The sequence below is a fragment of the Streptomyces sp. M-16 genome (assembly GCF_052114405.1).
Classification (GTDB): domain Bacteria; phylum Actinomycetota; class Actinomycetes; order Streptomycetales; family Streptomycetaceae; genus Streptomyces.
This window is the reverse complement of the sequence record NZ_JBFRER010000042.1, coordinates 25,831-47,898: the sequence shown is the minus strand read 5'-3', so window position 1 is coordinate 47,898 and position 22,068 is coordinate 25,831. Positions and strand designations below refer to the sequence as shown.

Sequence of the window (22,068 nt, the reverse complement as noted above, 5' to 3'; positions counted from 1 at the left end):
CGCCCGGTGCGGCCTCGCGGGGCCGCACCGGGCCCGCGAGGCCGCAGAGGCCGGGCGTAGGCGCCCGCGGAGGCCGGGCGGAGGCGCCCGCGGAGGTCAGAGGCAGGTGCGCAGCGCGCGGACCAGGGACTGGGCGCGGGGGTCGGCCGTGACCGACTTGGCGTGGGAGTTCGTCACGTAGCCGAAGCCGATGCCCGCCTCCGGGTCAGCGAACGCCAGTGAGCCGCCCCGTCCCGGGTGCCCGAAGGAGGCCGGGGACAGCAGCGGCGAGGCCGGGCCGTGCAGCATGTACCCCGGGCCGAAGCGGGTGCCCACGACCAGTACCCGGTCGGCGCCGGAAGCGAACTCCGTACCGGCGAGGGCGGTCGTCGCCGGGGTGAAGACCCGGGCGCCGTCCTCGACCACCCCGATGGTGGCCCCGTAGAAGCGGGCCAGGGCGCGGGCCGTGCCGATGCCGGAGGAACCGGGCAGTTCGGCGGCCTGGTACACGGGGTCGTTCTCGTCGGGCTGGGGGTCGATGGCGGCGAAGGCGCGGCGGGTGAGGGACTCCGGGTCCGCATAGGCCTCCGAAACGTTTCTCCTCGGCCGGGTCTTCAGCAGGCCCGCACTCGCCGGGGGCTCGACCGGGGCCACCCGGCCCACCCGGTGCGCCTGGTCCTCCGGCAGGCCGATCCAGAAGTCCAGTCCCAGCGGCTCGGCGATCTCCTCGGCGAGGATCCCGCCCACCGTGCGGCCGGTCGCCCGCAGCACCAGCTCGGACACCAGCCAGCTGAAGGTCTGGGCGTGGTAGCCGTGCGCGGTGCCGGGTTCCCAGTGGGCCCGCTGCGCGGCGACGGCGCGCGCGCCGGTGACCCCGTCCACCGCCTGCTCCATGGTGAGTCCGCGGTCCAGCGCGGGCACCCCGGCCTGGTGGGCGAGCAGGTGGCGGACCAGGGTCCGCTCCTTGCCGCCCGCCTTGAACTCCGGCCAGTACGAGCCCACGGGCGCGTCCAGGTCCAGCAGTCCGCGCTGGTGCAGGAGCAGCGGCACGGCGGCGGCCACGCCCTTGGTGGCGGAGCGCACGATCTGCGCGGTGTCCTCGCTCCAGGGGGTCCGGGGCTCGGTGCCGTCGGCGTCCTTGGTGCCGCCCCACAGGTCGACGACCTGGTGGCCGTCCCGGTAGACGGCGACGGCCGCACCCCGGTCCCCCAGCACCTCGAAATTGCGCGCGAAGGCGTCTCGGACGGGCTCGAAGCCCTCGGTCACCACACCCTGGATGTTCACGTCCGGGGCAACAACCGCAGGCCGGCGCTTATGCCACGGTCACCGAGCGCGGGTCGAAGCCGAAGGGCAGCTCCAGCCGGTGGGCGCCCATCAGGGCCTCGTCGCACAGCAGGTCGAGGGTGCGGCCGTCGGCGGCGATGACGCCCTCGCTGAGGATCACCGAGCGCGGGCAGAGTTCCAGCGCGTACGGCAGGTCGTGGGTGACCATCAGCACGGTCACGTCCAGCGAGCGCAGGATGTCGGCGAGCTCGCGGCGCGAGGCGGGGTCGAGGTTGGAGGAGGGCTCGTCCAGGACGAGGATCTCGGGGCGCATCGCCAGTACGGTCGCCACGGCCACCCGGCGGCGCTGCCCGAAGGAGAGGTGGTGCGGCGGACGGTCGGCGAAGTCGGCCATGCCGACCAGGTCGAGGGCCTCGCGGACCCGCTCCTCCAGTTCGGCGCCGCGCAGGCCGGCCGCCGCCGGGCCGAAGGCCACGTCCTCGCGGACGGTCGGCATGAAGAGCTGGTCGTCGGGGTCCTGGAAGACGATGCCGACCCGGCGGCGGATCTCGGCGAGGTTGCGCTTCTGCACGGGCAGCCCGGCGACGGTCACGGTGCCGACCCCGCCGCCGAGGATGCCGTTGAGGTGGAGCACGAGGGTGGTCTTGCCGGCGCCGTTGGGGCCGAGCAGGGCGACCCGCTCCCCCGCGGCGACGGTGAGGTCGACCCCGAAGAGGGCCTGGTGCCCGTCGGGGTAGGCGTAGGCGACGCCGGCCACCTCCAGGGAGGGCACGGGCGACGCGGAGACGGCGGCGGAAGCGGAAGCGGAAGCGGAGGGAGCGGTCACAGCGTCCATCCCATCAGACAGACGGCGAGGGCCGTCACCGGGAGCACGGCCGCGTACGCCCACTGGGCGCGGCTGGCCGTGACGTCGTCGATCACCGGCATCGAGCCGGTGTAGCCGCGGCTGACCATCGCGAGGTAGACCCGCTCGCCGCGCTCGTAGGAGCGGATGAAGAGGGCGCCCGCGGTTTTGGCGAGGACGCCCCAGTGGCGGACGCCGCGGGCCTCGAAGCCGCGCGAGCGGCGGGCGATGGACATCCGGCGCAGTTCTCCGGTGATCACGTCGCCGTACCGGATCATGAAGGAGGCGATCTGGACCAGCAGCGGCGGGAGCTTCAGGCGCTGGAGGCCCAGCAGCAGGGCGCGCAGTTCGGTCGTGGAGGCGAGCAGGACGGAGGCGGCCACGCCGAGGGTGCCCTTGGCCAGGACGTTCCAGGCGCCCCACAGGCCGGAGACGCTCAGCGAGAGGCCGAGGACGTGGACCTGCTCGCCTTCGGCGACGAAGGGCATGAGGACGGCGAAGGCCACGAAGGGGACCTCGATCAGCAGGCGTCGCAGCAGGAAGCCTGCGGGGACCCGGGCCGCCGCCGCGACGACCGCGAGCAGGACGGCGTAGAGGCCGAAGGCCCACATCGCCTCGCGCGGGGTGGAGACGACGACGACCACGAACGCGAAGGTCGCGGCGATCTTGCAGTGCGGCGGCAGCCCGTGGACGGGCGAGTGCCCGTGCCGGTACAGCTTGTGCGCGTGGCCGGCCCCCATGTCAGCGGGCCGCGGGGGCTGCCGTGGCGGCGGCCGTGAGGTCTTCCGCGCGGCGTCGGCGCACGGACCAGAAGATGCCGGTGCCGACGACGACGGTCACGCCGACGCCGATGATCCCGGCGAGGCCGCCGGAGAGGCGGGCGTCGGAGACGTCCTTGACGCTGTAGTCGGCGAGCGGGGAGTCGGCGGCGGCGTGGTGGCGGGCCTTGGCGTCGATGCCCTGGTCGGCGGCCACCTTCTCCAGGCCGTCGGGGCTGGAGGAGGCGTAGTAGGAGACGAACCCGGCGAGGACGAGGGCGGTGACCAGGCCGCTGATCCACAGCGGGCGGGTGGAGCGGGCGGCGGCGGGCACGGGGGCGGCGGCCGCGGCGGGGGCGTCGACGAGCCGGCCGTCGACGCGCAGCTTCAGCGGGGCGGCCAGTCCGCGCGCCCCGTGCACCAGGTCGGGCCGTACGGCGATGACGGCGCCCACGGTCGCGGCGGTGATGACGGCCTCGCCGATGCCGATGAGGACGTGCACGCCGGCCATCGCGGTGAACACCTTGCCGATCGGGACGTCGGTGGTGCCGCCGAGGGCGTAGAAGAGGGTGAACATGACGGCCGCGCCGGGCACCGAGAGCAGGGCTCCGGCGAAGGCGGCGACGGTGACCGAGCGGCGGCCGGCCGGCAGCACCCGGAGCAGCCCGCGGAAGACGGCGTAGGCGACGACCACGGTGACGACGGCCATGTTGGAGATGTTGACGCCGAGGGCGGTCAGGCCGCCGTCGGCGAAGAGGATGCCCTGCATGAGCAGGACGACGGAGACGCAGAGGACACCCGTGTAGGGGCCGACGAGTATGGCGGCGAGCGCCCCTCCGAGCAGGTGGCCGCTGGTGCCGGCGGCGACCGGGAAGTTCAGCATCTGCACGGCGAAGATGAAGGCGGCGACGAGGCCGGCGAGCGGGGCGGTGCGTTCGTCGAGCTCGCGGCGGGCGCCGCGCAGGCTGACGGCGACGGCGGTGGCGGCCACTGCTCCGGCGGCCACCGAGACGGGGGCGTTGATGAATCCGTCGGGCACATGCATGGAGCGGCTCCGCTTCCTCTTCCTCACTAAGTCTTTAACCGTTCAAGAATAGTGCCCAGTTGCAAATGGTTGGCAAGAGCGGGTCCGTCACAAATGGACCCGCGCGCTTTCGTGGGAATGTGCGACGCTGGACGGACAAACGGACTTATTTGCTCCGATTTTGAGGAGTCTTGTCGATGTCAGCCACCGCCGAGAATCCACCGGGCCGCTCCGCCGGGGCCGCCGGGGCCGCCACCGCGACGGCACCCGCGCCGCCCGCCAGGGCCGCCGCCCCGGCCGTCGAGGAGCGGGTGCGCGCCCGCGTCATCAGCGACGACCCCCTCTACCGCGCCATCCCCGTGGCCCTGCGCTTCACCGCCGCCGAGCCGCTCGCCGTCCGCGTCGTCTTCCCCGCGGAGCTGTCCCCGGAGGACACCGACAACGAGTGGGTCTTCCCCCGCGCCCTCCTGGAGGCGGGCCTGCTGGCCCCGACCGGGACCGGGGACGTCCGCGTGTGGCCCTGCGGCCGGGTGCAGGCCGTCGTCGAGTTTCACTCTCCCGAGGGAGTGGCCGTCATCCAGTTCGACATCGCCGCACTGCGCCGCTTCCTGCGCCGCACGTACGCCGCCACCGCCACCGTCGCCGCCACCCGATAGGCCCAACGCACGCGCGACACGACGACGGCGCACGCGACACGAGGACGCGGACCGCCACGGCGATACCGCCCCACGCGACCGGCCCCGCACCTGGAGTCCAGGTACGGGGCCGGGTTCGGCGGCGTCGGCAGGTCAGGCGTTGACCAGCTCGCGGTCCTTGTCCGGACCCTCCGCGGAGCCGGAGGAGTCACCGAGGTGCTTGCGCAGGCTCTCGCCCTCCACGTCCACGTTCGGCAGGATCCGGTCGAGCCACTTCGGCAGCCACCAGGCCTTGTGGCCGAGCAGCGCCAGCACCGCCGGGACGATGGCCATGCGGACCACGAAGGCGTCGAAGAGGACGGCGACGGCCAGGCCGAAGCCGATCATCTTGACCATCGCGTCGCTGGCCCCCAGGAAGCCGGAGAATACGGCGATCATGATCACGGCGGCGGCCACGACCACGCGGGCGCTGTACTGGAAGCCGGTCACCACGGCCTGGCCGGGACGCTCGCCGTGGACGTACGCCTCACGCATGCGGGTGACCAGGAAGACCTCGTAGTCCATGGCCAGGCCGAAGACCACGCCCACCATGAAGATCGGCATCATCGACATGATCGGGCCGGTCTGCTCCACCCCGAACAGCGAGCCGAGCCAGCCCCACTGGAAGACCGCGACGACCGCGCCGAGGGCCGCGACGACCGACAGCAGGAAGCCGAGGGCCGCCTTGAGCGGGACCAGGATCGAGCGGAAGACCAGCATCAGCAGCAGGAAGGCCAGGCCGACCACGAGCGCCAGGTAGGGCAGCAGCGCGTCGTTCATCTTCTGCGAGAAGTCGATGTTCATCGCGGTCTGGCCGCTGACGTACACGCCCTCGGGGTCGCCCTCGCGGATCGAGTGGACCAGGTCCTCGGTCTCCACGGAGGACGGCCGGTCCTTCGGGATGACGCTGACGATCGCCGCATCCTTGGCCTCGTTCTGGACCGGCGGCATCACGACCGCCACCCCGTCCAGGCCCTTGATCCGGTCGGCGGTCTTGTCGGCGAGCGCCTTGTCGCCGTCGACGACCACCATCAGGGGACCGTTGAAGCCGGGGCCGAAGCCCTCGGAGAGCAGGTCGTACGCCTTGCGCTGGCTGGTGGAGACCGGCTTGGAGCCGTCGTCCGGCAGGCCCATCTCCAGCTTGCTCGCGGGGATCGCGACCGCGCCGAGGCCGATCGCACCGACCAGCAGGACCATGATCGGGCGGCGCAGCACGAAGCGGGCCCAGCGGGTGCCGCCGTTGGCCTTGGGCTCGACGCCGGCCGGCTTGCCCTTGCCGAAGAGCTTGCTCTTCGTCCCGGCGGGCAGCACCTTCCTGCCCGCGAAGCCCAGGATGGCGGGGACCAGGGTCAGGGCGACGAGCACCGCGATGACCACCGTTCCGGCGGCCGCGACACCCATCTTCGTCAGCATCGGGATGTTGACCACGGCCAGGCCCACCAGGGCGATGACCACGGTCAGACCGGCGAACACCACGGCGGAACCGGCGGTTCCGGTGGCCCGGCCGGCGGCCTCGTCGCGCTCGCGGCCCTCGGCGAGCTCCGCGCGGTAGCGGGAGACGATGAAGAGGGCGTAGTCGATGCCGACCGCGAGGCCGATCATCATCGCGAGGGTGGAGGTGGTGTTGCCCAGGTCCAGCACGTTGGCGAGCGCGGTGATGGAGGAGACGCCGATGCCCACGCCGATCAGCGCGGTCAGCAGCGGCAGCCCGGCCGCGATCAGCGAACCGAAGGTGATGACGAGGACGACCGCGGCGATCAGGATGCCGATGACCTCGCCGGAGCCCGTCTCCGGGGCCTCCATCAGCGCGTCGCCGCCGATCTCGACCTGGAGTCCGGCGCTCTGCGCGGCGTGGCCGGAGTCCTTCAGGGCGTCACGGGTGTCGTCCTTCAACTCCATCCCGCTGACCTTGTACTTCACGCTGACGTAGGTGGTGGAGCCGTCCTGGCTCACCGCCTTCGTCTGGTACGGGTCCTCGACACTGGCGATCTGGTCGGCGCCGGCGCCGCCCTTCAGGCCCGAGATGAGCTTCTCGACCTCGGCCTTGGGCGCCGGGTCGGTGACCTTGGCGCCCGCCGGGGCCTTGACGACGATGCGGGCGGTCGCGCCGTCGGCGGACATGCCCGGGAACTTCTTGTCCAGCAGGTCGAAGGCCTTCTGGGCCTCCGTCCCGGGTATCGAGAAGGAGCCGGAGGTGGGGGCCGAAGCGGTCGCGGCGCCGAAGACGGCCGCGAACAGCAGCGCCACCCAGACGAGGGCGACGAGGCCGCGGCGCCTGAAGGCACCTCGGCCGAGCCGGTAGAGGAAGGTGGCCACGTCGTGGTTCTCCCGTTTCAGGTCGTGGGATGGATCCGGGACGGATCAGGGCGTCGAAAGCCGGCCCGACGACGAGAGCGGCGTGTCAGGAGCAGCGGGAAGTGCGTGTGCGGGGAAGGTCGGAACGGTTCGGTGCGCGGAGCGGGGACTCAGACGCCGAGGGCGGGGAAGACCACGGCGTCGATGAACTGGCCGAGGAAGGCCCGGTCCACGGACCGGTCCTCGATCAGAGGGAGGGCGATGAACGCCCCGATGAGCATGTGCGGAACGAAGTCCAGCGCCGGACAGTCCGGCCGGATCTCGCCCCGCTCCACCGCGCGCCGGAGCATCTCCTGGAGACCGTTGATCTCCGGGTCCACCAGCAGGTCGCGCAGCGCCCTGTGGAGCTCCGGACTCCCGTGCACGGCATGGGCCAGACCCCGCATGAGCGCGGTGTCCTTGGCCATCTGCGCGTCGTCCGAACGCTCGACCATGAGCGCGATGTCGCCGCGCAGGGTGCCCGTGTCGATCTCCCGCAGGGAGACCGGCTGGGTGCACCGCAGTGCCTTTGCGACCAGCTCCGGCTTGCTCCCCCACTGGCGGTAGAGGGTGGCCTTGCTGGACTTCGTACGGGCGGCGACCGCATCCATGGTCAGCGCCTCGTAGCCGACCTCGCGCAGGAGGTCGAGGACCGCCCCGTGGAGTTCGGCCTCGCGTTCGGGGGTGATCCGGCTGCGCCGAGCCGACATGACGTCGGTCACCCGGCAGCTTCCCTTCATCACGACCACCCATCCGGACGAAACCGTTTCGTACTCCCCGAACCCTACCCCCCTCGCTAGCGAAACGAAACCGTTCCGTTTCGATTGGAGGGTGGCGTGGATCACCTGTACGAGTTGCCGCACCCCCCAGCCGCGGAAAGCATTGGGGGGTGAGTCACGACGTCGCGTACCTCCGTTTCCCGCACCTGCACGACGACCTGCTGTGTTTCGCCACCGAGGACGACCTCTGGGTCGCCCCCCTGGTCCCCGAGGGACAGAGCCCCGGCCGTGCCTGGCGGATCACCGTGGACCGGACCAGGGTCGGCCATCCCCGCTTCTCCCCGGACGGACGGCACATCGCCTTCACCACCTGGCGCAGCCTCGACCCCGAGATCCACCTCGCCCCCGTCGGCGGCGGACCCGCCCGCCGCCTCACCCACTGGGGTGCCACCGACACCCGCGTCTGCGGCTGGACCCCGCCCGACGAGGAGGGCCGCAGCGACATCCTCGCCGTGTCCTCCCACGGCCAGCCCTTCTCCTACTTCGCCTGGGCCTACAGCCTGCCCACCGACGGCAGCCCCGGAGGCCGCCTCCCCTGGGGCCCCGTCTCCGACATCGCCGTCCACGCCCCCGACGGCCCCGGCGGCGAACGCCGCAGCCTGCTCCTCACCGGAAAACCCCCGCACGAGCCCGCCGCCTGGAAGCGCTACCGCGGCGGCGCCACCGGCCGCCTGTGGCTGCACGGACAACGGCTGCTGGAGGACATCGAGGGCCACCTCGACTCGCCCATGTTCGTGGGCGGCCGCATCGCCTTCCTCTCCGACCACGAGGGCATCGGCAACCTCTACTCCTGCCTCCCCGACGGCACCGGCCTGCGCCGCCACACCGACCACGACGCGTTCTACGCCCGGCACGCCTCCAGCGACGGCACCCGCGTCGTCTACCAGTGCGCGGGCGACCTCTGGCTCGTCGACTCCCTCGACGCCGGCGCCGCGCCCCGCAGACTGGACGTCCGCCTCGGCGGCCCGCGCGCCGGCCGGCGCACCTACCAGGTGCCGGCCGCCAGCAACGTCGACTCCCTCTCCGTCGACGCCACCGGCCGGGCCAGCGCCGTCGTCGTGCGCGGCAGCCTGTACTGGCTCACCCACCGCGACGGCCCCGCCCGCACCATCGCCGACACCCCGGGCGTACGGGTCCGGCTGCCCGAGATGCTCGGCAGCAGCGGACAGGTCGCCTACGTCACCGACGCCGAGGGCGAGGACGCGATCGAGATCGCCTACCTCCCCCGCGCCTCCGGGGAGCGGGAGCCCCGCCGGCTGGCCTCCGGCGAGCTGGGCCGCGTACTGGAACTGCTGGCCGACCCGGACGGGGAGCGCCTCGCCGTCGCCTCGAACGACGGACGGCTGCTGCTCCTCGACGCGACGGAGGAGTCCGACGGGGAGGTCACCGAGCTCATCCGGTCCATCAACGGCCCCGTCACCGACCTCGCCTTCTCCCCCGACGGCTGCTGGCTGACCTGGTCGCACCCGGGCATCGGCCGCTCCCTGCGGCAGATCAAGATGGCCAAGATCGCCGGACCCGGCCCGCGCGCGATCGTCGACGTCACCAACGGCCGATTCGAGGACGAGAACCCGGTCTTCACCCGCGACGGCCGCTACCTCGCCTTCCTGTCCTGGCGCGGGTTCGACCCCGTCTACGACGTCCACACCGGCGACCTGTCCTTCCCCCTGGGCTGCCGTCCCTACCTGGTGCCGCTCTCCTCGGCCACCCCCTCCCCCTTCGCCCTCTCCGCCGAGGGCCGCCCCGCCGCGGGCGGGCTCGACCCCGTCGAGGGGGAGAGCGGCGAGGGCGACGGCTCGGTGACCGTGGAGGTCGAGGGCCTGGAGAGCCGGGTCACCCCCTTCCCCGTGAGCGCGTCGAAGTACTCGGCCCTCCACCCCGTGCACGGCGGCGGACTGGTCTGGCTGCGCTGGCCCATCTCGGGCGCGCTCGGCGAGACCTTCGCCAACCCGGCCGACACCAGCGGCAAGCCGACGCTGGAGCACTTCGACATCACCAAGGCCCGCAAGAGCGACCTGGCCTCCGGACTGGACTGGTTCGCGGCCAGCGGCGACGGCACCCGCCTCGTCATCAACGACGACGGCGACCTGCGCGCGGTCCCCGCCACCGAGCCCGGCGACGGCGACTCCACCGTCTACCTCGACCTGCGGCGCATCCTGCACGAGGTGGACCCGCCCGCCGAGTGGCGCCAGGCCTTCGAGGAGGCCGGCCGGCTCATCCGCGCCTACTTCTGGGAACCGGACATGTGCGGCATCGACTGGGACGGCGTACTGCGCCAGTACCGCCCCCTGGTCGAACGGGTCGCCTCCCCCGACGAGTTCGCCGACCTGCTGCGCGAGGTCCTCGGCGAACTCGGCACCTCCCACGCCTACGTCTCCCCCGCACGCCGCAACGAGGGCCCGCCCCACTACCAGCGGCCCATCGGACTCCTCGGCGCCAACCTGGTCTGCCGGGACGGGACCTGGGCCGTCTCCCGGATCCTGCCCGGCGAGTCCTCCGACTCCAAGGCCCGCTCCCCGCTCGCCGGAACGGGCATCCGGGAGGGCGCCGTCCTCACCCACGTCGACGGCCGGCCCGTGGACCCCGTGGCCGGCCCCTACCCGCTGCTCGCGGCGGCCGGGGGCACCACCGTCGAACTCACCTTCCAGCCCGCCGAGGGCGAGGGCCGGGCCCGCCGGGTCGCGATCGTCCCCCTCGTCGACGAACGGCCGCTGCGCTACCAGGACTGGGTCTCCAAACGGCGCGCGGTGGTCCGCGAGATCAGCGGCGGCCGCTGCGGCTACCTGCACATCCCCGACATGGGCGGCTCCGGCTGGGCCCAGTTCAACCGGGACCTGCGCCTGGAGGTCTCCCGGCCCGCCCTGATCGTCGACGTGCGCGGCAACGCCGGCGGGCACATCAGCGAACTGGTGGTGGAGAAGCTCACCCGCTCCATCCTCGGCTGGGACCTGACCCGCAACGCCCAGCCCGTCTCCTACGCTTCCAACGCGCCGCGCGGCCCGATCGTCGCCCTCGCCGACGAGGCGACCTCCTCCGACGGGGACATGATCACCGCGGCCTTCAAACTGCTGGGCCTGGGCCCGGTGGTGGGCCAGCGCACCTGGGGCGGGGTCGTCGGCATGACCGGCCGGCACACCCTGGGCGACGGCACCGTCATCACCGTGCCCATGAACGCCGCGTGGTTCCCGGAGTACGGATGGTCGGTGGAGAACCACGGCGTGGAGCCGGACCTGGCGATCCTGCGCACCCCGCTCGACTGGGCGGAGGGGCGGTACGCCCAGCTGGACGACGCGGTGCACCTGGCACTGGAACTGCTGGAGCAGGACCCGGCCGCGGTACCGCCCGGGTACGCGGACGTACCGGACCTGCGGCGCCCGAAGCTGCCGCCCCGCTAGGACGTACGACGCGCGAAAAGGGGCGCGGCCCGGCGGCGTTGCCGGGTCGCGCCCCTCCGTACGTACTGCCTCGTACGCCGGGTCGCGTACGTCGGTTCAGATGTCCCAGTTGTCGTCGAGCTCGTCGTGCACCTTGGGCGCCTTCTGCTTGGCACCGGGCTTCTTCACCCCGGCCGGCTGCGCGCGCTCGGACGACTCGTCCTTCGCACCCGGCCGGGCCGCCTTCTGCGCCCTGCTCTTCAGCTCGTCCGCCTTGTCCTGGAACTGGTCCTTGATAGCCATGCTTTCACTCCGTGAGGGGTGTCGGTGGTGGGCCTCGCCCAGACTTTCACGGGCGGACATCCCTCGCATTTCGATCAGTGACGCTGCGTGCGCGCCTGCTCGTCGGCGGCCCCGCCCGCACCCACGAGCCCCTTGGAGACCGTGGCGAGCCTCGGTCCGAAGCGCTTCATCTCGCGCTGTCCGGACGCCGCGATGATTCCGGGCAGGTAGCCGCGCACGCCCTGCATCGCGCGCAGCCACCCCTGCGCGTACACGTGCGGCGAGCGGCGCTCGATGCCGGCCACGATCCGGTCGACGGCCGGGCCCAGCGGGTAGGTGCGGTTGGCGGGCCACGGCAGCCGCCGGCGCAGTTCCCGCATGACCTCGTTCTCGTCGGCACCGCGGACCATGTCGGTGTCGGTCCAGGAGAGGTAGCCGACGCCCACCTTGACGCCCTGGTAGCCGACTTCGGCGCGCAGGCAGTGGGCGAAGGCCTCGACCCCGGACTTGGAGGCGCAGTACGCCGTCATCATCGGCGCCGGGGTGATCGCGGCGAGCGAGGCGATCTGGAGGAAGTAGCCGCGGCTCTCCGTGAGTACGGGGAGGAAGGCGCGGGCGGTGACGGCCCCGCCGATCAGGTTGACCTCGATCACACGGCGCCAGGCCTCGGGGTCGGAGTCGGCGAACGGGCCGCCGGCGGCGACGCCCGCGTTGGCGACGACGACGTCCACCTTCCCGAAGCGTTCCTTGACCTCCCGCGCCACCCGGGCCATCGCCTCGTGGTCGGTGACGTCGGCGTACCAGTGGTCGCTGTCGGTGTGCAGCCGCTCGGAGACCTCCTTGAGCGCCTCCGGCTCCAGCCCGACCAGAGCCACCTTCGCCCCGCGCGCGGACAGCTTGCGGGCGAGCAGCTCGCCGACGCCGCGGGCGGCTCCGGTGACGACGGCGACCTGGCCTTCCAGACTCCTGTGAGCGCTCACGCGGTCTTCTCCTTCTCGGTTTCGAGATAGCGGGACGTCAGTTCGCGGATGGCGCCGGTCACGGCCTCCGGCGCCTCGACCGGGGTCATGTGGCCCATGCCGGTGAGTTCGGTCAGGCCGACGCAGTGCGGCAGCGCGGCCGCCAGCCCGCGGGCGTGCGCCACCGGGGTGAGCCGGTCGTCGCGGCCGGCGAGCACGGCGGTGGGCAGGGTCAGCCGGGCGAGTCCCTCGTCCAGGTCCAGTCCGGCCAGCACCACCGACCAGGCGTGGCGCACCGCCGTGGGGCAGCCGTGGACGATACGGGCACAGGCCTCGACCCGGTCCGGCGCGGAGCCGGGGCCCATGGTCGCGTACCGCAGCACGGCGCGCGCGGCGGGCGTGACCGGCCCGAGGGGGGCGCGCGAGCCCAGCACCGCGCGGGTCAGCCGCGTCCGCACGCGCCCGGCGGGCAGCGGCAGCACGGTGGACCCCTCGACCAGCCCGGAGCTCCCGGTGCTGCACAGCAGGGCGGCCGCGGCGTGCTCGACGAACTCGGGGCGGCCGGCGGAGGCCATCACGGTCATGCCGCCCATGGAGTGTCCCGCGACGACGGCCCGCTCGCCGGGGGCGAGGGTGGCCTTCAGCACGGCGGCGAGGTCGTCGGCGAGGGCGGTGGTGCCGTACGTCTTCGCGCCGGCCGGGCTGCGGCCGTGGCCGCGCTGGTCGTAGGCGACGACCCGGTGGTCCCGGGCCAGTTCGCGTATCTGGGCGGCCCAGAAGGCGGTGGAGCAGGTCCAGCCGTGGGACAGCACCACGGCCGGGGCCCCGTCGGCGCCGTGCACCTCGACGTGCAGGCGGGCCCCGTCGGCGGAGACGGCGGTCAGGGTGCGGGCCGGGGCGGGGGGCGCGTACCGCCCGGCGGTGACGTGCGCGGGCCCGCTCATGCCGCCGCCTCCCCGGCGCCGGTGTTCGCGGAGGCGGCCTTCACGGACGCCCGCTCCGCGGCCGGCCCCCTCGCTCCGCCCTTCTCGCCGCCCCTCGCGCCGCCCCTCTCCCGGCCGCGGACGACCTCGTACTCGGACAGGTCGACGCCCCGCGTCTCCTTGCGGAACTCGCCCGTCGTCCCGGGCCAGACGGTGGTGTTGCGGCCCTGCGCGTCCAGGTACCAGCTCGTGCAGCCGCCGGTGTTCCACACCGTCCGCTCCATCCGCGCCTGGACGCGCCGGTTCCACCGGTTCACCGCGGACGGCCGGGCCGCGAGCGCGGTCCGCCCGCCCAGGACGCCGAGCTGGCGCATGTAGTCCGCCATGTAGTTCAGCTGCGACTCGATCATCAGGATCATCGAACTGTTCCCGAGGCCGGTGTTGGGCCCGATGATCGTCATCCAGTTCGGGAAGCCGGCGGCGGTCGCCCCGCGCAGCGCCTGCATCCCGTCCTTCCAGGCGTCGGCCAGGGTCTGGCCGTCGGCGCCCACCACCCGGTCGGCGATCGGCATGTCCGTCACGTGGAAGCCGGTGCCGAAGATGACCGCGTCGACCTCGGTCTCCGTCCCGTCGGCGGCGACGAGCACCGAGCCCCGGATCTCCTTCAGCCCGGAGGCGACCAGGCCCACGTCCGGCCGGGCGAGCGCCGGGTAGTACTCGCTGGAGAGCAGGATCCGCTTGCAGCCGATCCGGTACGAGGGCGTCAGCCTGGCCCGCAGCTCCGGGTCCTTGATCGAACGCGCCATGTTGGCCTTGGCCAGGGACTCGATCAGCCCGAGCCGGTCGGGCCGCTTGGTGAACGCGCTGACCTGGAGCTCACGGATCCCCCACAGCAGCCCGCGCCGCGCCGCCCGGGTGAAGGGGAGCTGCCGGTGGAGCCAGCGCTCGACCGCGCTGATCGCCCGGTCGGTGCGCGGCATCACCCACGGCGGGGTCCGCTGGAAGAGGGTGAGCCGCTCCACCTCGGGCGCGATGGCGGGCACGATCTGGATGGCCGAGGCGCCGGTCCCGATCATGGCGACGCGCTTGCCCCGCAGGTCGTAGTCGTGGTCCCAGCGGGCCGAGTGGAAGACCTTGCCGGGGAACTCCGCGAGTCCCGGTATCTCCGGCATCTTCGGGTCGGACAGCGGCCCGGTGGCCGAGACGACGACGTCGGCCGTCAGGTCCCCGCCGGAGGTCTCGATCTCCCAGCGCAGCTCGTCGGCGTCCCAGCGCATCATCAGGACCTCGTGGTTCAGCCGGATGTGCCGGCGCAGCCCGAAGACGTCCGCGACGTGTTCCAGGTACTCCCGGATCGCCGGCTGCCCGGAGAAGGTCCGCGGCCAGTCGGGGTTGGGCGCGAAGGAGAAGGAGTACAGGTGGGACGGGACGTCGCAGGCGCATCCCGGATAGCTGTTGTCGCGCCAGGTGCCGCCGACGGAGCCGGCCCGCTCCAGGACGACGAAGTCCGTGATCCCCTCGCGCCGCAGCCGTACGGCGGCCCCGAGCCCGCCGAAACCGGACCCGATCACCGCCACCCGAACGTGCTCGCGTCCGCCCATGCCGTCGATGCCGCCCATGCCCGCCGCCCTCCGCTTCCGCAGTCCCAGCCACCACATCGCAACACTGCCAGCAATCACTGGCACAATCGGGAGGGTAGAGCAGCCCCGTACCCATGGGTAGGGGTCGCGCCCGGAAAGTTACTGCGGGTACGCCCTAGGCTGCGCGTGTGGCGGAGAACCCTATGGCCGAGTCAGGGAGCACAGTGCGCGAATACCGGACGGATGAACTGGCCGAGGCGGCCGGCATACCCGTCCGCACCCTGCGCTTCTACCGCGAGCGCAAACTGCTCCCTCCGCCGCGCCGCGAGGGCCGGATCGCCTGGTACGACGACCACCACCTCGCCCGGCTGCGCACCATCGCCGCCCTGCTGGAGCGCGGCCACACCCTCGGCGGCATAGCGGAGCTGACCGCCGCCTTCGAACAGGGCCGCGACGTCGGCCAGCTCGGCGAGCTGCTCGGCATCGGCTGGTCGGAGGAGACCCCCGTCCGGCTGACCCCCGAGGCCCTGGCCGACTACTTCGAGGGCGAGGTCACCCCGGAGAACCTCGCCGCGTCCCTGGACCTCGGCTACGTCGCCGCCGACGGCGAGGAGATCGTGCACGTCAGCCGCCGCCTGCTGGACGTCTCCTCGGCGCTGGTCCGCGAGGGCGTCCCGCTCGCGGCGGTCCTGGAGACGGGCCGCCGGGTGCGCGAGCACGCGGACGCCCTGGCGGCCCTGTTCACCGACCTGATCTCCACCCACCTCGGCGACGGCGACGGCGCCACCGACGACCCGGTCACCCGCCTGCGCCCGCTGGCGAAGAGCGTGGTGGAGGCGGAACTCACGATGGCGATGGACCGCCTGCACCAGCGCCACGCCCGCCCGCCGGCCCTTCGGCCACCGGATCCACGGACGCCGGATCCGCTGGCGCCGGATCCCCGGCCACCGGCCCCTCAGACGCCGAGCTCGTAGGCCACGGTCACGGGCGCGTGGTCGGACCAGCGCTCGGGGTGCGTCTCGGCCCGCTCGACGAAGGCCTTCACGGCCTTGCCGGCCAGCCCCGGGGTCGCGACCTGCAGGTCGATGCGCCAGCCGGCGTCGTTGTCGAAGGCCCGCCCGCGGTAGGACCACCAGGAGTACGGCCCCTCGGCGTCCGGGTGCAGCGCGCGCACCACGTCCACGTACCCGGCCTCCGCGTACACCTTCCCGAGCCACTCCCGCTCCTCGGGCAGGAAGCCCGCGTTCTTCCGGTTGGTCTTCCAGTTCTTGAGGTCGGCCTCCCGGTGGCAGATGTTCCAGTCACCGCACACCACGACCTCCCGCCCGTCGGCGGCCGCCCGCTCCTTCAGCCCCCGGAGGTAGGGCAGGAACTCCTCCATGAACCGGTACTTCTCGTCCTGCTTCTCGGTCCCCGCCTCCCCGGAGGGCAGGTACAGGCTCGCCACGGTCACTCCGGGGAGATCGACCTCCAGGTACCGGCCGCTGCCGTCGAACTCCTCGCTCCCGAAGCCGACCCGCACCCGCTCCGGCGCCCGCCGCGTGTACAGCGCGACCCCGGCCCGCCCCTTGGCGGCGGCCGGCGCGAACACGGTGTGCCAGCCCTCGGGCTCCCTGGCCTCGGCCGGAATCTGCCCCTCCTCGGCGCGTACCTCCTGAAGGCACACGACGTCGGCGTCGGATCCGGCGAGCCACTCCACGAAGCCCTTCTTGGCGGCGGCGCGGATCCCATTCACATTCACGGAGGTCACAGTGAGCATCCCTGCACCATAGCGGGATGGTTCCGTACGATATTCAAATGTCTCACGGTATAAACCTCCGCGCCGTACCGTACGACCACCCGGACGCGGTCAAGCTCGATGCCCAGGTCCAGGTCGAGTACCGGACGCGCTACGAGGGCGAGGGCGACGCCACCTTCCTCGACCCGGCGATGTTCGTCCCGCCGGTCGGCCTGTACCTCCTCGCCTACGGCGCCTCGGACGCCCCGGTGGCGAGCGGTGGCTGGCGCGGCCAGGACCACAGTGACGAGGGTTACTCGGACGGCGACGCCGAGATCAAGCGCATGTACGTGGTCCCGGAGGCCCGGGGCACGGGCCTGGCCCGCCGCATCCTGGCGGAACTCGAAGCGGACGCCCGCGCGGCGGGCCGCACCCGCATGGTCCTCGAAACGGGTGACCAGCAGCCGGAGGCGATCGCCCTGTACCTCTCGTCGGGGTACTCCCTGTCGGAGAAGTTCGGCTACTACCGCTTCCACGAGTCCAGCCGCTGCATGACGAAGCCCCTGCACCCCTGACAGCCCACCCGCCGGAGTTCGAGGCGCGGGGCTCCGGGGGCGGAGAAGGGGCGGGACGGGGACCCGCCCCTACCGGCGGAGCCACTCGGCCGTGTCGGTGCCCCACCGCGACGGCCCCCGCTCCCACTCCCCGAAGGGACTGGCGGCGTGCCGCAGCACCCCGTACCCGGACACCGCCTCCCGCAGCCACGGCTCCGCCGTGTACCCCGCCGCCCCGCCCTCGCCCCTCGGCACGTCCCGGACCAGCCACGACGCCGTCCCCGCGAGGGAGAACCGCAGCAGCCGCCCGCCGCCCTCCGCGAGCGCCCGCAGCACGCCGGCCGCCATCAGGTACCCCGTCCCGTGGTCCAGCGCCTGCGCCGGCAGCACCCCCGGCCGGCCGTCCTCACCGCAGGCGGCGGCGATCCCGTACCCGGCCTGCACCAGCGAGTCGAAGCCGCGCCGGCCCGCCCAGGGCCCGTTCCACCCCCACGCGCACAGCTCCGCCACCACCAGGCCGGGCCACCGGGCGAGCAGTTCCCCACCGCCCAGCCCGAGCCGTTCCAGCGCCCCCGGCCGGTACCCGGACACCACCACGTCGGCCTCGCCCAGCAGTCCCTCCAGCACGGCCCGGCCGTCCGCCCGCGCGAGGTCCAGCAGCGCGGACCGCTTCCCGAACCCGGTGTCGGCGTACGCGTCGTCGGACTCGGGCAGTCCGGGCGGGTCGATCCGCAGCACGTCCGCTCCGAGCACCCCCAGGGTCCGGGTGGCGACCGGTCCGGCGATGACCCGGGTCAGGTCGAGCACCCGTACCCCGGCCGCGGGCAGCGCCGCCGGCTCCAGCACCCGCCCCCGCCCGGCACCCCGTACGGTCTCCACCAGCGGCAGCGGCTCCCCGTACTCCCGCGCCACGGCGACGGCCAGCCCGCCCTCGGCACACACCAGTTCCTGCACCTCCACGGCGCTCCGCGCCGCGAGCGCCCCGCGCACCGCCTCCGGGGTGCCGGGCACACCCAGGGCCCGTACCAGGGCGGCTTCGTGGTGGGGGTAGTTGGCATGGGTCCGCACCCATCCGTCGGCGGTCCGCCAGAACCCGGACAGCGGCGCGAAGGAGACCGGCGCCCGGCCGTCCACCCGCAGGTGCCTCTCACTGACGAACGCGGTCGCCACGGCCCCCTCGTCCACCACCACCGGCTCCGCGTCCCGGACCGTGCCCCCGGCCCGTACGGCGCCCAGCTCCGCCGCCGCGAGCCCGCACACCCCCACGCAGGCCCGCGCCAACTCCCGTACCGGCAAGGACCCCTCCCAGCCGCCGGCCCCCCGGTACCGCACCCGCTCCGCCTCGTCGGCCACCCCGCCGAGCGCCGCCCACGCCTGCCCTGTCGCACCGTCAAAACTCCGCATCCGGCCATTGTGGGCCCGACACGGGGCGGAAGATCAGATCGCTCACCGGTCCTTGCCCGGTCGACGCCGCGTCCCGAAGGAATCGACGCCGCCGCCCGCCCACACGGTGCGGGTGACCGGGCCTTCGACCGGCGTCACCGGCAACGGGTCCTCGCCCACCCCGCAAACGCCGAAATCCCGCCCGGTCTTTCGACCGGACGGGATCCCGTGACGTCCACGGGAGCAACCCGCGAACTGTCGTCTGTGGGGTGTTCACGAGTGCCGCTGACCAGGGCACTCCAGAGACCGATGAAGATCGCTTCCCGTCTGGCTGGAGATCGTTTCCCAGCCCTGTGCCGATACCGCTCGCAACAGGTCCGCGCTCAAGCGGCTGCGCACGGCAGAGTGGCGTGGTCAGCGAGTGTGGGCATGCACCCTGGGCGGGCGGATGTGGATCCGCGCCGACACTGCGGCGGAGTACGGCCTGATCTTCTGGGGGCAGTCGTGAACGAACGGGACGTCCTACTCAACGAACTCGCGCAGGGGCTACGCCCCATGTCCGAAGGAGTCGAGTGGTTCGACGAACTCGGCTCGGAAGAACAGTCCGAGGTGCTGCTGTTCCTGCGTCATCACTGTGTCCAGGCGCGCGCTGTCGCGGAGGATGCGCCAGAGAGCATCCGCCGTGCTGGGCTGCGCCCAACGCATACGCCCGCAGTGCTGATCTCACGGGGCCGGATCGACATGCAACTGGGAAAGATCGCCGGTCTCAAGCCTGTCGACGAACGCCGTAAGGCGTTCAGGCTGCTGATCGCGGTGCTCACAGTCGCCGACGGGCGGCGCCGCGAGCGCTTCTGCTCTGGCGGCTGTGGTCACTGGTGGCACCATCTGTCTGCTGCTGACTGACAGCTCACAGCCTGCTTCCTTCCTCACGCCTCACCTCGACGAGCCCCTGGCCATACTCTGCTGCTGTCGAACCGCGAAGGAGACGTATGAGGCCCTCACCTGGCGTAGGCATTCACCCTGACCTTCCCGGCACTCTCGTTCACTTCACAGGACGCCCTCGAAGCATCGACGACCGTCCCCCGGCTCATGCGGTTGGGACTGCCGAGGATCGGCTGGTGGGCATCCTGCGTGAGGGGACGATTCGCGGGAGTGTGCCGTACCGCCAGAGCCAGGCTGTGGTCTGCCTGGGCGAGCCTTCCGATGCCGCTCGTCGGGTTCTGCTTCGCGACGGCATTGGCCCGCGCGGGCCGTACGAACCGTGGGCGCTTCTACTCGACCGCGAGGCCCTCACAGCCGCTGGGGCCCGGCCAGTGCTCTACCTCTCGGACGAGGAGTTGCTCGCGACTGATGGAATGCCGGCCCGATTCCGCGGCCGGCGAGTGCGCTACGAACCCGGCTCCGCTGACTGGCTGCACGAGCGCGAATGGCGACTTACGTTCAACGATGACGAAACTCCCGACTTCGTACTCACGGCCGATGCCGTTGCGGGCGTCATCGTCGGCGAACAGGGTTGGATGCCTCCGAGCAACTTCGATGAGCAACCCCTTCCTCACGAGCTCTTCAACTATCCAGAGGCTCTCGATGCGAAGCCACGATGGTGGTGGGACGGCAAGGATCTCGTGGCAGACGGGACATTCGCACTTCGCGAGCGGTATGAGTACGAGAAGTGGTTCCTCCTCGACTTCATGGGCCTCATCTGAACAGTGATCGTCCCCTGTGGATGATGGTGTTGTGACGAGCATCAGCGGCGACCATGTGAAGGTCCACTTCCGGATGGATGTGGACGAAGACGGCTGGCCGCCGGCGAGCGTCGAGAGCCTGTGGGCCGTGGACCTCGGCGACGGAACCGTACGGCTGGACAACAGCCCGTGGTTCGTCCGTGGCGTCGCCAGCGACGACATCGTCCGGGTGGAGATCGACGATGAAGGCGTCCGCTGGGCTGGAGAGACGGTCCGGTCCTCGGAGAACTGCACGATCCGGCTGATCGTGTTGAAGGACGGGGGCTCGACCGCTGCCCGGCAGAGCGTTCTGGAGATCTTCCACAAGCTCGGCACGACGGGCGAGGGCATCGAGCGGTACCGGATGGTGGCGCTGGATGTCCCTCCGGAGGCGGACCTGCCGCGCATCCGCAAGCTTCTGGAACACGGTGCAGCGGAGGGCTGGTGGCACTGGGAGGAAGGATGCGTCACCGCTGCTTGGAGGTCCACGGCGACGGGATGAGCGGTTGCGCATGCTGCGGGAGGGGCGCCGAGGTCTCTGTCAGTGGCGCCGTGGATGATCGGGCGCATGACACAGGATCTGGCCGAGCGGCGCGTCGAGCGGGCGATGTTCACCTGGCAGTGCAGCTGATGAGCACGGTACCTCCCGCTTGGGGAGTCCAGTACACGCTGAGCCTGCYGAGTGAGGGCGCCGCCCTCGCCGCCGCGGCCGAGCTGTCCGGGATGGGGCACCGTCTGACGGCAGTGCGCGTCCACGATCACTTCCGGTTCGTTCCGTCGAGCTTCTGGTACGGCCGGCCGTCGATGGACCCGGAGCTGGAGGGGTGGTGGCAGGTCTTCTCGTTGGCCGTCTACAGCGGGTACGACCGCATGGCTCTCGAGCCGTTCTTGCGCAGTGAGCGAATGCGGGTGGCCCATGTGGCCCGTACCCATGACGGTTTTCAGCAGGGGTGCGGCGAGGGTCATGCGGTGACCCTTGAGGGGGTCTTCACGAGGGACGGTCTGGTTCATGACCAGGTCGGCGCCGAGGTCCCCCTTCCCGACCCCTTGCCCGAGGAGCCCGCCCGGCCTCCGGCCGGTCCGTCGTGGAACTACGGCGGCCTCGGCGAACCCACAGCGGTGGTCCAGGCCGTGGTGGCGGCTGTGGAGCGGACCTACGGCGAGGCCGAGGATGCTCCGGAAGCCGTGGCATGGCTGCTCGACGAGGAGTTCGCCTTCAGTGAGCCGTATGAGACGACGTTCGAGTTCCTCGGCGATCTCGCGGACGCGGTAGCCCATCAGGGGACGTGCACGGATGCCACCGTCGAGGCGGTTCCGTTCCTTGCCGAGCTGGTCTGTGACGACAGCATCGCCGTCGGCAGCCGTTTGATGCTGCTCGGCGATCTGTTGCAGCTCGCAGCGTCGGGGCCGTCGGCCGCCGTCTCGCTGGCCGACCGTACAGCCGCTCTCGGCGATGTGTGGCAAGAGTCTGCCGCTGAGTATCTGGCACGGCGGGCCATCGGCAGGGAGCTACCTCAGCTGCTGTCCCGGTGGGGAGATGAGAGCGACGCCGTCCGGTTTGCTCTCGCCGCCCTCGTAGCCGTGTGCGATGGGCATGACCAACGCCTGCCTTCGGGGCTGGCCGAGCTGCCCGCCCCGGCGGGGACCGGCCGTGCCGATGTAGTGGCTCTCATGGCCGCTCTGCTCAGTGGGGAGCGAGAGCATCTGAAGTCGGCTCTGGACCGGCTGGGCTCCTGGCTGCCTCACATCGCGGAGAAGGCCGCCAGCCCGTACGTCGAGTCTCGAGGTCTTGCGCTGTCCATCCTCCCTGATCTCGTCATGGAAGACGTGGCGTCGAGTACAACGCAGGCGGAGCGTGCTCCGTCGTAATTGTTGACGTCGTTCACTGTTGTGGCTGGC

20 protein-coding genes are annotated in these 22,068 nt (G+C 72.1%); 8 read left to right on the top strand and 12 right to left on the bottom strand.

Annotated elements, in window-relative coordinates:
- Nucleotides 1-96: 96 nt before the first annotated feature.
- From AB4039_RS20465 to AB4039_RS20450, 4 genes are read right to left on the bottom strand one after another with little or no spacing between them, the layout of a single operon-like run.
- A complete protein-coding gene (locus tag AB4039_RS20465; RefSeq protein ID WP_266839527.1) occupies nt 97-1,263 on the bottom strand; it encodes a serine hydrolase domain-containing protein in 1,167 nt (388 codons plus the stop codon).
- 28 nt (nt 1,264-1,291) lie between these two features.
- On the bottom strand, nt 1,292-2,098 hold the full coding sequence (locus tag AB4039_RS20460) for an ABC transporter ATP-binding protein (protein WP_266839528.1): 807 nt from the start codon (nt 2,096-2,098) through the stop codon (nt 1,292-1,294).
- Nucleotides 2,086-2,847 (bottom strand): cobalt ECF transporter T component CbiQ, encoded by a 762-nt coding sequence (gene cbiQ / locus AB4039_RS20455; RefSeq protein ID WP_266839529.1) that lies wholly within the window; start codon nt 2,845-2,847, stop codon nt 2,086-2,088. The genes AB4039_RS20460 and cbiQ overlap by 13 nt, the downstream gene beginning before the upstream one ends.
- A 1-nt stretch (nt 2,848) precedes the next feature.
- Nucleotides 2,849-3,910 carry an energy-coupling factor ABC transporter permease gene (locus AB4039_RS20450; RefSeq protein ID WP_442271433.1) on the bottom strand — a complete coding sequence of 354 codons (1,062 nt, stop codon included), beginning with the start codon at nt 3,908-3,910 and terminating at the stop codon, nt 2,849-2,851.
- A gap of 176 nt (nt 3,911-4,086) precedes the next feature.
- On the opposite strand from AB4039_RS20450, the gene AB4039_RS20445 reads away from it, so the two are divergent.
- On the top strand, nt 4,087-4,545 hold the full coding sequence (locus AB4039_RS20445) for an SsgA family sporulation/cell division regulator (protein ID WP_442271432.1): 459 nt from the start codon (nt 4,087-4,089) through the stop codon (nt 4,543-4,545).
- A 132-nt stretch (nt 4,546-4,677) separates the two neighbouring features.
- On the opposite strand, the gene AB4039_RS20440 is transcribed toward AB4039_RS20445, so the two are convergent.
- On the bottom strand, nt 4,678-6,879 hold the full coding sequence (locus AB4039_RS20440; protein ID WP_442271431.1) for an MMPL family transporter: 2,202 nt from the start codon (nt 6,877-6,879) through the stop codon (nt 4,678-4,680).
- Nucleotides 6,880-7,028: 149 nt separating this feature from the next.
- On the bottom strand, nt 7,029-7,607 hold the full coding sequence (locus AB4039_RS20435) for a TetR/AcrR family transcriptional regulator (RefSeq protein ID WP_266841704.1): 579 nt from the start codon (nt 7,605-7,607) through the stop codon (nt 7,029-7,031).
- Nucleotides 7,608-7,786: 179 nt separating this feature from the next.
- On the opposite strand from AB4039_RS20435, the gene AB4039_RS20430 reads away from it, so the two are divergent.
- On the top strand, nt 7,787-11,071 hold the full coding sequence (locus tag AB4039_RS20430; RefSeq protein WP_266839532.1) for a S41 family peptidase: 3,285 nt from the start codon (nt 7,787-7,789) through the stop codon (nt 11,069-11,071).
- Between the two features lie 96 nt (nt 11,072-11,167).
- Here AB4039_RS20430 and AB4039_RS20425 read toward each other — a convergent pair whose 3' ends face one another.
- From AB4039_RS20425 to AB4039_RS20410, 4 genes are all read right to left on the bottom strand, one after another.
- Nucleotides 11,168-11,353 (bottom strand): hypothetical protein, encoded by a 186-nt coding sequence (locus AB4039_RS20425; RefSeq protein WP_266839534.1) that lies wholly within the window; start codon nt 11,351-11,353, stop codon nt 11,168-11,170.
- Nucleotides 11,354-11,427: 74 nt separating this feature from the next.
- Nucleotides 11,428-12,312 (bottom strand): SDR family oxidoreductase, encoded by an 885-nt coding sequence (locus AB4039_RS20420; protein WP_266839536.1) that lies wholly within the window; start codon nt 12,310-12,312, stop codon nt 11,428-11,430.
- Nucleotides 12,309-13,235, bottom strand: coding sequence for an alpha/beta fold hydrolase (locus AB4039_RS20415; RefSeq protein ID WP_442271430.1), 927 nt, complete (start codon nt 13,233-13,235; stop codon nt 12,309-12,311). Before AB4039_RS20415 ends, AB4039_RS20420 begins: the two co-directional genes overlap by 4 nt.
- Nucleotides 13,232-14,815: a flavin-containing monooxygenase gene (locus AB4039_RS20410; RefSeq protein WP_442271436.1), complete on the bottom strand. Its 1,584-nt coding sequence runs from the start codon at nt 14,813-14,815 to the stop codon at nt 13,232-13,234. Before AB4039_RS20410 ends, AB4039_RS20415 begins: the two co-directional genes overlap by 4 nt.
- Before the next feature lie 182 nt (nt 14,816-14,997).
- Here AB4039_RS20410 and AB4039_RS20405 point away from each other — a divergent pair, with 182 nt between their 5' ends.
- Nucleotides 14,998-15,768: a MerR family transcriptional regulator gene (locus tag AB4039_RS20405; protein WP_266841707.1), complete on the top strand. Its 771-nt coding sequence runs from the start codon at nt 14,998-15,000 to the stop codon at nt 15,766-15,768.
- Here the strand turns inward: AB4039_RS20405 and AB4039_RS20400 are convergent.
- On the bottom strand, nt 15,750-16,553 hold the full coding sequence (locus tag AB4039_RS20400; RefSeq protein WP_266839538.1) for an exodeoxyribonuclease III: 804 nt from the start codon (nt 16,551-16,553) through the stop codon (nt 15,750-15,752). The genes AB4039_RS20405 and AB4039_RS20400 overlap by 19 nt on opposite strands.
- 38 nt (nt 16,554-16,591) lie before the next feature.
- On the opposite strand from AB4039_RS20400, the gene AB4039_RS20395 reads away from it, so the two are divergent.
- Nucleotides 16,592-17,086 (top strand): GNAT family N-acetyltransferase, encoded by a 495-nt coding sequence (locus AB4039_RS20395; protein ID WP_266839539.1) that lies wholly within the window; start codon nt 16,592-16,594, stop codon nt 17,084-17,086.
- A 69-nt stretch (nt 17,087-17,155) separates the two neighbouring features.
- On the opposite strand, the gene AB4039_RS20390 is transcribed toward AB4039_RS20395, so the two are convergent.
- On the bottom strand, nt 17,156-18,469 hold the full coding sequence (locus AB4039_RS20390; RefSeq protein WP_266839541.1) for a CoA transferase: 1,314 nt from the start codon (nt 18,467-18,469) through the stop codon (nt 17,156-17,158).
- 483 nt (nt 18,470-18,952) lie between these two features.
- On the opposite strand from AB4039_RS20390, the gene AB4039_RS20385 reads away from it, so the two are divergent.
- The 4 genes from AB4039_RS20385 to AB4039_RS20370 all read left to right on the top strand — a co-directional run bounded on the left by AB4039_RS20385 (nt 18,953) and on the right by AB4039_RS20370 (nt 22,038).
- Entirely contained in the window at nt 18,953-19,351 is a 399-nt protein-coding gene (locus AB4039_RS20385; protein ID WP_442271429.1) for a DUF5958 family protein, read from the top strand.
- A gap of 215 nt (nt 19,352-19,566) precedes the next feature.
- Nucleotides 19,567-20,151 carry a hypothetical protein gene (locus tag AB4039_RS20380; protein WP_442271428.1) on the top strand — a complete coding sequence of 195 codons (585 nt, stop codon included), beginning with the start codon at nt 19,567-19,569 and terminating at the stop codon, nt 20,149-20,151.
- Nucleotides 20,152-20,182: 31 nt separating this feature from the next.
- Nucleotides 20,183-20,671 (top strand): DUF4265 domain-containing protein, encoded by a 489-nt coding sequence (locus tag AB4039_RS20375; protein WP_442271427.1) that lies wholly within the window; start codon nt 20,183-20,185, stop codon nt 20,669-20,671.
- A 128-nt stretch (nt 20,672-20,799) separates the two neighbouring features.
- Nucleotides 20,800-22,038 carry a hypothetical protein gene (locus AB4039_RS20370; RefSeq protein ID WP_442271426.1) on the top strand — a complete coding sequence of 413 codons (1,239 nt, stop codon included), beginning with the start codon at nt 20,800-20,802 and terminating at the stop codon, nt 22,036-22,038.
- Nucleotides 22,039-22,068 lie beyond the last annotated feature (30 nt).

What these genes read in the sequence shown, in the direction of transcription:
- AB4039_RS20410 (WP_442271436.1), bottom strand. Translation starts at nt 14,815, where the DNA reads ATGGGCGGACGCGAGCACGTTCGGGTGGCGGTGATCGGGTCCGGTTTC.
- cbiQ (WP_266839529.1), bottom strand. Translation starts at nt 2,847, where the DNA reads ATGGGGGCCGGCCACGCGCACAAGCTGTACCGGCACGGGCACTCGCCC.
- AB4039_RS20395 (WP_266839539.1), top strand. Translation starts at nt 16,592, where the DNA reads ATGTCTCACGGTATAAACCTCCGCGCCGTACCGTACGACCACCCGGAC.
- AB4039_RS20405 (WP_266841707.1), top strand. Translation starts at nt 14,998, where the DNA reads ATGGCCGAGTCAGGGAGCACAGTGCGCGAATACCGGACGGATGAACTG.
- AB4039_RS20425 (WP_266839534.1), bottom strand. Translation starts at nt 11,353, where the DNA reads ATGGCTATCAAGGACCAGTTCCAGGACAAGGCGGACGAGCTGAAGAGC.
- AB4039_RS20390 (WP_266839541.1), bottom strand. Translation starts at nt 18,469, where the DNA reads ATGCGGAGTTTTGACGGTGCGACAGGGCAGGCGTGGGCGGCGCTCGGC.
- AB4039_RS20415 (WP_442271430.1), bottom strand. Translation starts at nt 13,235, where the DNA reads ATGAGCGGGCCCGCGCACGTCACCGCCGGGCGGTACGCGCCCCCCGCC.
- AB4039_RS20445 (WP_442271432.1), top strand. Translation starts at nt 4,087, where the DNA reads ATGTCAGCCACCGCCGAGAATCCACCGGGCCGCTCCGCCGGGGCCGCC.
- AB4039_RS20400 (WP_266839538.1), bottom strand. Translation starts at nt 16,553, where the DNA reads ATGCTCACTGTGACCTCCGTGAATGTGAATGGGATCCGCGCCGCCGCC.
- AB4039_RS20450 (WP_442271433.1), bottom strand. Translation starts at nt 3,910, where the DNA reads ATGCATGTGCCCGACGGATTCATCAACGCCCCCGTCTCGGTGGCCGCC.
- AB4039_RS20460 (WP_266839528.1), bottom strand. Translation starts at nt 2,098, where the DNA reads ATGGACGCTGTGACCGCTCCCTCCGCTTCCGCTTCCGCTTCCGCCGCC.
- AB4039_RS20435 (WP_266841704.1), bottom strand. Translation starts at nt 7,607, where the DNA reads ATGTCGGCTCGGCGCAGCCGGATCACCCCCGAACGCGAGGCCGAACTC.